This window comes from Flavobacterium sp. LK-23, assembly GCF_058135255.1.
The window spans coordinates 34241-46809 of the sequence record NZ_JBYUVT010000017.1; the positions used below are offsets into that span (position 1 = coordinate 34241).

The following is a 12569-nucleotide window of genomic DNA, read 5'->3' on the forward strand; positions in this document are numbered from 1 at the left end:
TCAGCCTGACATACAAGTCACTAGTTTCTTATCGAATTTAACAAATTATTAGTAACCTCATTTTCAACTTCTTTTATTTTTGTGAGAGAAACCACTTTCATGAGAAACTATACTTTACTCGCTTTTTTTTTATTTTCTATTTCCAATTTCGCTCAAATCAAAGGAACTGTAACCGATGAAAAGGGAAATCCGTTGCCATTTGTTTCTATTTTTCAAGAAGGCACCTATCACGGCACCACTTCTAACGAACAAGGAAAATATCAGCTTAATGTAAAAGAAATTGCGGGAAGCACCATAATTTTTCAATATTTAGGCTATAAAACTCAAAAGAAAATTGTTCTCGCAGCAACAACAACAGTCATTTTGGATGTTCAGCTTCAAGAAGAAAGCTTCGCATTAAATGAAGTTGTAATTGATCCTAAAAATAATCCCGCAAATGCAATTATAAAAAGTGCCATTGCCAATAAAAAAGAAAACTCAGATAAAACAGGAAGATATACTGCCGACTTTTATTCGAAAGGAATGCTTAAAGTAAAAGATCTTCCTAAAAAAATTCTAGGCAAAAAAGTAGAATTAGGTAGCGATATGGGGGCTAATTTAGATTCGACCGGAACAGGGATTTTATATTTATCTGAAACAATATCTAAAGTTAGTCTTGAAAAGCCAAACAAGTTTAAAGAAAACATTATAGCTTCTAAAATTTCTGGAAATAACCGTGGCTACAGTTACAATACAGCAGCATTATCCAATTATGATTTTTATGATAATGCCTTAGATTTTGATGTTAAACTCATCTCTCCTATCGCAGACAATGCTTTTAATTACTACAAATACAAATTAGAAAGTACTTTTTACGACGATAACAATCAACAGATTAATAAAATTAAAGTCATTCCGAAACGCGATAAAGAACCCGTTTTTGAGGGTTACATTTATATTGTAGACGATAGTTTTGCCATTTATGCCATCGATTTAGAGATCAAAGGGTATAGAATGAAAAATGAATTTACTGAAATAATGAATCTAAAACAGAGTTTCAGTTATAACTCCAAAAATAAAATATGGTCCAAAAATGCACAGACACTTTCTTTTAATGCGGGTATTTTTGGCGTAAAGTTTTCTGGAAATTTCAATTATGTTTATTCGAATTATGAATTTCCAGCGTCGTTTGAAAAGAAAACTTTCGGAAATGAATTGGTGGCATTTGACCTCAATGCGAATAAAAAAGATGATGCTTTCTGGAATGAAATTCGTCCGATTCCGTTAACTATGGAGGAAAGTAATGATTACACCAAAAAAGACAGTCTGCAAACCATTAGAAAATCAAAAAAATACACCGATTCTATAGACGCAAAAAACAATAAATTTAAAGTCTGGGATGTTTTAATGGGTTACGATTATAAAAACACTTTCAAGAAATATTCTTTTGATTATAAAGGTTTGCTAAATATTTCTTCTTTAAGTTTTAATACCGTTCAGGGTTTTAATCTGGATTCTGGTTTCTCTTTTAAAAAATGGAATGAGGAAAAAGGAACAAACACTTCAATAAGCACCACTTTTAATTATGGCTTTTCGGATCAACGTTTTCGTGCAATTGGCGAATTCAGCCATCGATTCAACACGATCAATTACGCAACAATTTGGGGTTCTGGAGGAACGAAAACAGCACAATTTAATAGTGCAGAACCTATTTCTAAATTGATCAATTCTGTAAGTTCTTTGTTTTTTAAAGACAATTACATGAAGCTGTATAACTTAGAATTTGTTGAAATTAACTACGGTCAAGATATTGCAAATGGTGTAAACCTTACCGGAAAAATTGGCTACGAACAGCGTAAACCACTTTTTAACACCACCGATTATTCGTTCTTTAAAAAAGAGGATCTTTATTCTTCCAATAATCCGCTGGCGCCAAACGATTTTACAACTCCCGCTTTTGATCAGCATCATTTGTTTAAAGCGCTTGTGACAACGAGAATTAACTTTGGCAACAAATACATTTCGAGACCAGACGGAAGATTTAATTTTAAAGATGATAAATATCCGACCATTTATTTAGCATTCGAAAAAGCATTCGCGGCAAGCGAAAAAAAGTACGAATACGAAAGAATAGGTGCTTCTGTTCAGTATGATTTATCTCTTGGAAATAAAGGTCTTTTAGGAACTAATTTTAGAGGAGGCAAGTTTTTTAATGCAGAAAATATTTCGTTTATCGATTACAGACATTTCAACGGAAACCAAACCCATATAGGAACAAGCGAACGTTATTTGAATGTTTTTAATATGATGCCATACTATTCTAACAGCACAAACGATAGTTATTTCGAAATGCATACTGAATACAATGATACAGGTTTTGTTATGAATAAAATTCCGTTATTGAATCTTTTAAAATCGACTATGAATATTGGTTTTCATGCTTTAGCGATTCCGGACAGAAAACCATACTCTGAATTCACTGTTGGTTTAGACAATTTAGGTTTCGGAAAATTTAAATTATTCCGAGTGGATTATGTGCATTCTTATCAAGGAGGGATTCAACAAAATGGTGTTGTATTTGGGTTGAAGATTTTGAATGCGTTAGACTAAGATTCTAAGATCCTGAGATCCTAAGATTCTAAGTTTTTTCCTTTAGTAACCTATTTACTAATTTTTGTCAGGTTGCGCGAAGTCGAAGCCCACACGAAGATTTTTAAATTAATCTTTGTCAAAGTTTTAAACTTTGACAAAGAAAAAACTTAGAATCTTAGAACCTTAGCATCTTTAACAATGATAATCATCTGGTTCAATATGAATCAAAACATTTCCTAACTGAGGAATTTGTTCTTTTAAAGTATCTTGAAGTTTATGAGACAAATCGTGTCCTTCTTTTACAGAAATTTTTGCCGAAACTATGGCGTGAAGATCAACATGATAACGCATTCCTGCTTTACGAATAAAACATTTTTCGGTTCCAAGAATTCCTGGAACAGTTAAAGCGACAACACGAATTTCTTCTACTAAATCGTCGTTTAAGTTTTCATCCATGATTTCGCCAAGCGCTGGTCTGAAAATTTTATAACTGTTATATAAGATAAAAAAAGCGGCAAAAAGCGCAGCCCAATCATCTGCAGATTCGTAGCCTTTGCCCATAATTAAGGCAATTGAAATTCCGATAAAAGCGGCTACAGAAGTAATGGCATCACTTCTATGATGCCAAGCATCGGCTGCTAAAGACGAACTATTTGTTTGTTTGCTTCGTTTCATTACCAAACGAAAAGAATATTCTTTCCAGATAATAATTGCGCCTAAAACATATAGAGTCCACGATTTCGGTAAATCGTGCGAAGTCCCAATATTAGCAATACTTTCGTAACCAATAATTGTTGCCGAAGTAATTAAAAATCCAACAACCAAAAACGTAATAAGAGGTTCTGCACGACCATGACCATAAGGATGATTTTCGTCTGCCGGTTTATTCGAATATTTGATTCCAAACAGCACCAAGAAGGATGCAAATATATCTGTCGTCGATTCAATCGCATCTGCAATCAAGGCATAAGAATTGCCAAAAAAACCTGCAAGACCTTTTACAAGGGCCAAGCAGGTGTTTCCAACTATACTAAAGATAGTAGCTTTTATAGCTTTTTGTTCGTTTGTCATTTAGACTATTTTTTTTCGCCACGAATTCACGAATTACTTTTTATAATCTTTGAAAATAAAAATTCGTGAATTCGTAGCTATAAACTTTTTAAGCTCTCACGATTTTTGCGCCGATTGCTCTCAAACGCTCGTCGATACGCTCGTATCCACGGTCGATTTGCTCGATATTTTGAATTGTGCTGGTTCCTTTTGCAGAAAGCGCCGCAATCAATAATGAGATTCCTGCGCGAATATCAGGAGAAGACATTGTAGTTGCTTTCAATTGAGATTCGAAATTATGTCCCATAACCACAGCTCTGTGCGGATCACATAACATAATTTTTGCTCCCATATCAATTAGTTTATCTACGAAGAACAAACGGCTTTCGAACATTTTTTGGTGAATTAAAACGTCTCCTTTTGCTTGTGTTGCCACAACTAAAACGATACTTAATAAGTCAGGTGTAAATCCTGGCCATGGAGCATCAGCAATAGTTAAGATAGAACCGTCGATATCTGTTTTTACTTCATATCCGTCTTTGTGAGCAGGAATGTAAATATCGTCGTTACGTTTTTCGATTGTGATACCCAATTTTCTGAAAGTATTCGGAATCAAACCTAAATTTTCCCAGCTTACATTTTTGATTGTGATTTCGCTCTTTGTCATAGCCGCAAGACCAATCCAAGAACCAATTTCGATCATATCTGGTAAAATTCTGTGCTCGCAACCTCCAAGGCTTTCAACACCTTCGATAGTCAATAAGTTAGACCCAACTCCAGTGATTTTTGCTCCCATAGAGTTTAGCATTTTACACAATTGCTGTAAGTATGGCTCACAAGCAGCGTTGTAAACTGTAGTTGTTCCTTTTGCCAAAACTGCTGCCATTACAATGTTTGCAGTTCCAGTTACAGAAGCTTCGTCTAAAAGCATATCTGTTCCAGTTAAGCCCTCTTTTGGAGATTCTACTCCATAAAAATGATCTTCTCTGTTATATCTAAATTTTGCTCCAAGGTTAATAAAACCTTCAAAGTGTGTATCTAATCTACGGCGACCGATTTTATCTCCTCCTGGTTTTGGAATATATCCTTTTCCGAAACGAGCCAAAAGCGGACCAACAATCATAATAGAACCACGAAGCGCTCCTCCTTCTTTTTTGAAAGCTTCAGTTTCTAAATATCCAACATTAACTTCGTCAGCTTGAAAAGTAATCGAACCTGGTTCGTTACGTTGAATTTTTACCCCTAAATTACCCAACAAAGTGATTAATTTATTGATGTCTATAATGTCAGGAATGTTATTAATTTTTACTTTCTCTCCTGTTAGAAGCACGGCACATAAAATTTGTAATGCCTCATTCTTTGCTCCTTGCGGAGTGATTTCTCCTTTTAAAGGAGTTCCTCCTTCGATTTTAAAAATTCCCATAGATTTCTTTTAGGTTCTTTCAAAGTTTCTAAGATTCTGAGATTCTAAGATTCTAAGTAAAAAAACTCAGCAACTTAGTAGCTTAGTAGCTTAGCAGCTTTTTTTTATTTTTGTTTTTGTTTTTGTTTGTTTTTAAGCATCTAAGTAAAAAACCTTATCAACTAAGAAGCTTAGCCTCTTAGCACCTTTTTTTTACTTTTGATTATTATTTTTTTGAAATGTCTTTTTTTGACCGCCTTTATTATTGTTTTTGTTATTCTGAGTTTTCGGCTGTATACCAGAAGCTGTTTTATTAGACATGCGTTTATTGGTACGCATTAAATCTGTAGTGTTTAACAGTTCTTCAGTACTGTGCAATAAGTTGATTTTGCCTCCCGATAATTCAAATAAATGTTCAAAAATCACATCGTCTTTTACGGTATCTTTGTTCCAGCTTAGGAACGATTTTTTCATGTGATTCGCAATTACCATCACCAAAGCAGTTTTCATTTCGCCTTCTTCCCATTTATTAGCAACATCAATCATGTATTTAATGTTGTTTCCGTAAAATCTATATTTCGGGAAATTCTGAGGATATTGCAAAATCTCAGGTTTCAGTTGCAAAACATCTCTTGACGGAATCGGATATGGTGATTCTACATTAAGTTTAAAATCAGACATAATAAAAAGCTGATCCCAAAGTTTATGTTGAAAATCTGGAACATCACGCAAATGCGGATTCAGACTTCCCATAACCTGAATGATATATTTTGCGGCTTTATTGCGCGTTTCATCATCTTCGATTGCAGTTGCCTGATCAATCAATTTTTGCAAATGACGACCGTACTCCGGAATAATTAAACGCTGTCTTTCAGAATTGTATTCTAAATTGAAAACAACGTCACTTGCGGCTTCTCTTTTATATTTTTCGATCATAAGTTTATAATGAAACTATACCTTCTATTGTAGAAACTTCTTTGTATTTACTGATTACATCATCTGAGCTGTGCATAGTAACATCTACAGAAACGCTGGTAAATTTACCAGTTTTTGATTTTGTTGTTTTAATCACCGCTCCCATTCTATCGAAAGCTTTTTCAACACGCTCTACATTATCTGCTACAGAAGGCACAATAAATTTGTACAAGTATTCTGCTGGCCAAGTGTTTGCGTTATCAAGCTCCACTTTTAATCTTTCGTAAAATTCGGCTGTATTTTTTTCTTTATCGTTCTCCATTCGTAATTAAAAATAAACGCAAATATACGGTTTTTGATTTTAGATTTTTTATATTTTTTCTTCGAAAAAAGGTTCAAAGTTACAAAGTTACAAAGGTGCAGAGAAAAAAGCTTTGGAAGATTATTTCATTGTAAATTTTACGCTTATATTTGAGAAAATAATCCGCAGAAATCTCTCGCAAAGTCGCAGAGTCGCAAAGTTTTTTTACTAATTAAGCTTTTAAGAAATTACTTTGCGTCTCTGCGACTTTGCGAGATTAAAAAATACTATAATGAAAAAACTCCTTTTACTTTTTATCGCTTTAACAATAAATTCAATTCAAGCACAAGAAGTCAAAACCTTAACCTATTTCCAAAATGACACTTTAAAACTGGATTTAGATTTATATCTGCCTAAGAAAAAAGCTGGCGAAAAAATTCCGTTAATTATGTTCGCTTTCGGTGGCGGATTTTCTGGAGGAGAACGAACAAGCGAAAAAGAATTCGGAAAATTTATGGCTCAAAACGGTTATGCCGTTGCCAGTATTTCGTACAGTTTATATATGAAAGGAAAAGATTTTGGTTGCAAAGGAACTTTAACCGAAAAAATAAAAGCGATCCAAATTGGCGTAAGCGATATGTGGCAGGCAACAGCTTTCTTAGTTGAGAATGCTGATAAATATAATCTTGACACTTCAAAAATCTTTATTTCTGGAATTAGTGCCGGAGCAGAAATTGGTTTTCATGCTTCGTTCTGGGATTATAAATTAATGAATTTATACAAAAGCAATCTCCCTGAAAACTTTAAATACAAAGGTTTCATTGGAGGTTCGGGAGCGATTCAGGATATTAATTTGATTACAAAAGAAAAAGCAATTCCGATGTTATTGGCGCACGGAAGCAATGATGATACTGTTCCATACGCTGCAGGCTCACATCGTTCTTGCCCAACAAATGCTTCGGGCTGGCTGATTCTTTTTGGCTCTTATGCCGTTTACAATCAAATGAACGATTTACATAAAGACATCGAACTGATTACTTTTTGCGGTGGTGGACATGAATTCTCTGGTTATCTTTTCCACGAAGGACAACAATATGTTTTAGATTTTGTGAATGATGTTCTGAAGGGAAAAAAATTCCAATCGCATTTGATTGTTCCTTCTAAAAACGGAAAAAGTTCTGAGAAGTATTTGTTTTGTGAGTAAAATAAAACCTATGAAAATAATATTGTCAATAATTATTCTAGGATTATGCATTCAATGTAAAGAAGCTAAATCTAAAAAAAATGAACAAAAGATCGAGCAAATCTCTGCTGTAAATCATTATAATTTCTTTGGCAAGTCAAGCTTCAAATTTCAATTTTTCTCCGATAGTTCATATATCTTTACAATTATTGAAAAAGATATAAATCATGAAAAATTAGAAAAATTTAGTGACTTCTGCTACAAGAAAAATGACACTATTTATTTCAGTCAAACACGTTTCCGTTATAACGGAAGTAAAAAAGCAGTCATAAAAAATAATTTCATTGAATTTATTGACGGAGACTTTCCTCTAAAAATTGAAGTCAAAAAGAATGTGTTTCATACAAAAAGTAAATTAGATTTAAAAAAACATAAGGACTACGCTTTTTTTAGTTTTGAAGAGAAATTTCATGAAAGATACTTTCGAAATAGATCAAAAAACATTAAACCTTTAGATTTAAATCAAAACGAATTAACCGAATTGGATGAAATTTTAAAAAAATGCTTTTCAGAAAATAGTTCAAAACTTAGAAACATAAATCAATACCTAAAACAATGTATTGTTGTTTTAAATGAAAAACAAGAAAAAGAAATATGGATAAGCTGTTATTGTAAAGATTTCGATTTGAATGAAACATTTCAATATAGCCTAATAGATATGAGTGATGGCGGAAACTGCAATATTAATTTAAAGATCAATTTAACCAAACATAATTATTCAGATCTAAACATTTCAGGAAGAGCATAAAAAATAATTTTCTTTTTTTCCATTTAAAAAACTGCTCCAGCGGAGCAAAATATTTATAGAAAAACAATTTACCACATATCAAAAAGCTCCGGAGGAGCGACATATAAATTACTCTAAAATGTATCGCTCCTCCAGAGCTTTTTAACCTATGACATCCCTACTTTCTCTATAAATATGTCGTCCCTCTGGGACTTTTTTGTTTCGTAAAATTATATTCATAAAATAATTCCAAAAACAAAACCATCTCTCCTTTTTAGCCCTGATGGAAGCGGAAATCCTTTTGCTTTTTCCTTTAAAAAGCAAAAGATTGCAGCGGACAGCAGGAACCCATGACTACAAAAAATGCCAAATCTTTCGCTTCAAGCAAATATTCTTTTTAATTATAAATAAGTTTAGGTAAATTTGCGCTTTATTTTTAGAATAGTGCAAAAAGAAATTATAGTCTTGCTTGGCGGACCTGGTACTGGAAAATCAACACTTATTAACGAATTGGTAGCTCGTGGCTTTTGCTGCTATCCAGAAATCTCTAGACAGGTTACCATGAAAGCGCAAGAACAAGGCATTGAGCAGTTGTTTCTAGAACAGCCGCTTTTGTTTAGCGAAATGTTATTGGAAGGTCGTATTGATCAATATAAAAATGCTCTTGAAGAACCTGATAATGTGGTTTTTATTGATAGAGGAATTCCAGATGTGGTAGCTTATATGGATTATATTGGCGATGAATATCCGGAAAGTTTCGTTAAAGCATGCGAAGATTATAAGTATTCTAAAACTTTTATTTTACCGCCTTGGGAAGAAATTTACCAAAGTGATTCTGAACGTTATGAAAATTTTGATCAGGCAGTAAAAATCCAAGAGCACCTTGTTGAAACTTACAAAAAATATGGTTACGAACTGATTGAAGTTCCTAAAGATACAGTTGAAAACAGAATTCTTTATATCTTAGACAAAATTTAGCGGTATGGTTTAAAGTTGCAAAACTAGAAACTGTTTTCTAAATTTTTAACTTTAAAACCAAAGCAATGCTCGGAGCACAGGATATTCTTCTAAAATACTGGAAACACGACAGTTTTAGACCGTTGCAAAAAGAAATTATCGATTCGGTTCTGGAAGGACAGGATACTTTTGCCGTACTTCCTACGGGCGGCGGAAAATCAATTTGTTTTCAGGTCCCCGCTATGATGCAAGAAGGAATCTGTCTCGTTATTTCGCCTTTGATCGCCTTAATGAAAGATCAGGTGATGAATCTGCAGAAAAGAGACATCAAAGCGATTGCACTTACGGGCGGAATTCATACCGAAGAACTGATTGATCTTTTGGACAATTGCCAGTACGGAAATTATAAATTTCTCTACTTATCACCAGAGCGTTTGCAATCGGATTGGATTCTGGAACGTATTAAAAACTTGCCTATCAATTTAATTGCTATTGACGAAGCGCATTGTGTTTCGCAATGGGGTCATGATTTTAGGCCTGCGTATCTTAAAATTTCGGAATTGAAAAAGTTCTTTCCGAAAATTCCGTTTTTAGCTTTGACAGCGACAGCAACTCCGAGAGTTATTGAAGATATTAGAACGCAATTAGAATTAAAAAATCCAAGACATTTTCAACAATCATTTGAGCGAAAAAATATCGCTTATATGGTTTTTGAAGTGGAAGATAAATTATACCGCACTGAGCAGATTCTTAAAAAAAATCCGCAACCTTCTATTATATATGTGCGAAATCGCAAAGCGTGTTTAAACATGTCTTCGCAATTGCAATCGTTAGGTTTTACATCAACTTACTATCACGGCGGACTTTCATCTAAAGAAAAAGACAAAAACATGCAGTTGTGGATGTCTGAGCAGGCGCAAGTTATTGTTGCCACGAATGCTTTCGGAATGGGAATTGACAAAGACAATGTAAAAACCGTTATTCATACACAGCTTCCAGAAAACTTAGAAAATTATTATCAAGAATCTGGGCGCGCAGGACGAAATGGCGCAAAAGCCTTTTCGGTTCTTTTGTATAATAATTCAGATTCTATTCAGACCGAGCAGCAATTTTTAAATATTTTGCCAGACAAAAAATTTCTGAAAACGATGTACAACAAACTTTGCAACTACTTCCAGATTGCTTACGGAGAAGGTTTAGACGAAACTTTTTCTTTCAAACTGAATCATTTTTGCAATAAATACGACTTCCCTACTCTTAAAACCTATAATGCTTTACAGTTTCTGAATCAGCAGGGAATTATTACCATGTCTCAGGAGTTTTCAGAAAAAATCAATATTCAGTTTTTGATTGAATCTAAAGAAGTGATTCGATACATGAGCCTAAACCCAAATGACGAAGAAATCATATTGGCCATTCTAAGAACGTATCCAGGAGTTTACGAGGTAAAATCTAATTTAAACCTGGGATTGATTGCTAAAAAAGCGAATCGTTCTGAAGAACAGGTTCTTTCTGTTTTAGATAAATTAAAAGAAAAAGAAATTATTGAATATAAATCTAAAAATAACGATGCTACAATTTTATTTAATGAAGTTCGCGAAGATGATCATACTATAAATAGAGTTTCGAAATATTTAGAAAAACAGAATGAAGTTAAAAAAGAACAGCTTTTATCGGTTCTTCATTATATAAAAGACAATAAGACCTGCAAAAATAGATTGGTTTTGGATTATTTTGGAGAAGAAACAAAAGAAAACTGTGGCATCTGTTCGTACTGCATTACACTAAAAGGAAAAATTACCGAGGCCGATTCCATTGCAGATAAGATTTTATCTTTACTCAGAACCGCTTCTCTGACTTCGAGAGAAATAGAAAATCAGATAAAAATGGATACAAAAGACATTTTATCGGTTCTTCAGGAATTACTCGAAAACAATCATATCATTATACAAGCGAATAATAAATACACTTTAAAATCATAATGGAGAAATTGAAAATTATATTTATGGGAACACCAGAATTTGCCGTTGGCATTTTGGATACCATTATTAAAAATAACTATGAAGTTGTTGGCGTAATTACTGCTGCAGATAAACCAGCAGGACGCGGACAAAAAATTAAATATTCGGCTGTTAAAGAATATGCACTTGCCAACAACCTTACTTTATTACAGCCAACCAATTTAAAAGACGAGAGTTTCTTAGCCGAATTAAAAGCTTTAAATGCCAATTTACAAATTGTAGTTGCTTTTAGAATGCTCCCGAAAGTGGTTTGGGAAATGCCAAGTTTAGGAACCTTTAATCTTCATGCTTCTTTATTGCCAAATTATCGTGGGGCGGCTCCTATTAACTGGGCTATTATTAATGGCGAAACTAAAACTGGAGTTACGACTTTCTTTATTGATGATAAAATTGATACCGGTGCCATGATTTTAAATTCGGAGATCAATATTGAGCCAGAAGAAACGGCAGGTCAATTGCACGATCGTTTAATGGAACTAGGAAGCACAACTGTAATTGACACTTTAAAAGTTATTGAAAGCGGAAATGTTACCACAACAATCCAAGAAGACAATGACGATATTAAAACCGCTTATAAATTAAACAAAGAAAACTGCAAGATCGACTGGACAAAATCTGGTGCAGAAATAAATAACTTAATTCGAGGATTAAGTCCGTATCCTGCATCTTGGTGTTTTTTAAAAGATCAAAATGAAGAATTAAACATCAAAATTTACGAAGCCAAACTAGTCTCAGAATCACACTCTTATGAGATTGGAAAGCTAATTAGCACTAAAAAAGAAATCAAGATTGCAATAAAAGAGGGCTTTATTCAGTTATTAAGTCTACAATTTCCAGGAAAAAAGAGAATGCTTGCTTCAGAATTATTAAATGGGGTGAGTTTTTCAGAAGTTGCAAAAGTGTATTAAGGTCAGTAAAACAGGGGTTTGTACCTGTTTTTCATCGATGAACAACACTCTTTATGAACAAAAAAAGCAAGTTATTAACAATTTTTGCTAAAAATAAAGAAAACACTTGCACGCAACGGATTTCCTACTAAATTTGTGTATTAACAATTTTTTTTAACCAACAATTAATAACTAATTATTATGAACAAATCAGAATTAATCGATGCTATCGCTGCTGATGCAGGAATTACAAAAGCTGCGGCGAAATTAGCTTTAGAGTCTTTTTTAGGTAATGTAGGAACTACTTTGAAAAAAGGTGGAAGAGTTTCATTAGTAGGTTTCGGATCATGGTCAGTATCTTCAAGAGCTGCTAGAGACGGTAGAAACCCTCAAACAGGAAAAACTATCAAAATCGCAGCTAAAAACGTTGTAAAATTTAAAGCTGGTGCTGAATTAGAAGGTGCAGTGAACTAAGTAAGAAAGTTCTCTAAACTT

General features: G+C 33.5%; 11 protein-coding genes. 7 read left to right on the plus strand and 4 right to left on the minus strand.

Features of this window, described 5'->3' with window-relative positions:
* Positions 1-99: 99 nt before the first annotated feature.
* Positions 100-2589: a DUF5686 and carboxypeptidase regulatory-like domain-containing protein gene (locus tag AC3Y25_RS19710; protein WP_489903913.1), complete on the plus strand. Its 2490-nt coding sequence runs from the start codon at positions 100-102 to the stop codon at positions 2587-2589.
* Positions 2590-2763: 174 nt separating this feature from the next.
* Here the strand turns inward: AC3Y25_RS19710 and AC3Y25_RS19715 are convergent, their stop codons facing one another.
* The 4 genes from AC3Y25_RS19715 to AC3Y25_RS19730 all read right to left on the minus strand — a co-directional run bounded on the left by AC3Y25_RS19715 (position 2764) and on the right by AC3Y25_RS19730 (position 6260).
* Positions 2764-3642 carry a cation diffusion facilitator family transporter gene (locus AC3Y25_RS19715; RefSeq protein WP_250837267.1) on the minus strand — a complete coding sequence of 293 codons (879 nt, stop codon included), beginning with the start codon at positions 3640-3642 and terminating at the stop codon, positions 2764-2766.
* A gap of 88 nt (positions 3643-3730) precedes the next feature.
* Positions 3731-5044 (minus strand): UDP-N-acetylglucosamine 1-carboxyvinyltransferase, encoded by a 1314-nt coding sequence (murA, locus tag AC3Y25_RS19720; RefSeq protein WP_095929490.1) that lies wholly within the window; start codon positions 5042-5044, stop codon positions 3731-3733.
* A 192-nt stretch (positions 5045-5236) separates the two neighbouring features.
* Entirely contained in the window at positions 5237-5959 is a 723-nt protein-coding gene (locus AC3Y25_RS19725) for a DUF4290 domain-containing protein (RefSeq protein ID WP_250837269.1), read from the minus strand.
* A 4-nt stretch (positions 5960-5963) separates the two neighbouring features.
* A complete protein-coding gene (locus AC3Y25_RS19730; protein WP_066033683.1) occupies positions 5964-6260 on the minus strand; it encodes a DUF493 family protein in 297 nt (98 codons plus the stop codon).
* Positions 6261-6531: 271 nt separating this feature from the next.
* Here AC3Y25_RS19730 and AC3Y25_RS19735 point away from each other — a divergent pair, with 271 nt between their 5' ends.
* The 6 genes from AC3Y25_RS19735 (at position 6532) to AC3Y25_RS19760 (ending at position 12548) form a co-directional block, all read left to right on the plus strand.
* Positions 6532-7443 carry an alpha/beta hydrolase family protein gene (locus tag AC3Y25_RS19735; protein ID WP_489903914.1) on the plus strand — a complete coding sequence of 304 codons (912 nt, stop codon included), beginning with the start codon at positions 6532-6534 and terminating at the stop codon, positions 7441-7443.
* Between the two features lie 10 nt (positions 7444-7453).
* Positions 7454-8230 carry a hypothetical protein gene (locus AC3Y25_RS19740; protein WP_489903915.1) on the plus strand — a complete coding sequence of 259 codons (777 nt, stop codon included), beginning with the start codon at positions 7454-7456 and terminating at the stop codon, positions 8228-8230.
* Between the two features lie 423 nt (positions 8231-8653).
* The gene (locus AC3Y25_RS19745) at positions 8654-9187 is read left to right on the plus strand and encodes an AAA family ATPase (RefSeq protein ID WP_250837272.1); all 534 of its coding nucleotides are present in this window, start codon (positions 8654-8656) and stop codon (positions 9185-9187) included.
* Positions 9188-9252: 65 nt separating this feature from the next.
* Positions 9253-11148 (plus strand): RecQ family ATP-dependent DNA helicase, encoded by a 1896-nt coding sequence (locus AC3Y25_RS19750; RefSeq protein ID WP_489903916.1) that lies wholly within the window; start codon positions 9253-9255, stop codon positions 11146-11148.
* Complete coding sequence (gene fmt, locus AC3Y25_RS19755) at positions 11148-12095, plus strand: methionyl-tRNA formyltransferase (protein ID WP_489903917.1); 948 nt, start codon at positions 11148-11150, stop codon at positions 12093-12095. The genes AC3Y25_RS19750 and fmt overlap by 1 nt, the downstream gene beginning before the upstream one ends.
* Positions 12096-12275: 180 nt before the next feature.
* The gene (locus AC3Y25_RS19760; RefSeq protein ID WP_008464760.1) at positions 12276-12548 is read left to right on the plus strand and encodes an HU family DNA-binding protein; all 273 of its coding nucleotides are present in this window, start codon (positions 12276-12278) and stop codon (positions 12546-12548) included.
* The last annotated feature ends 21 nt before the right edge of the window (positions 12549-12569 follow it).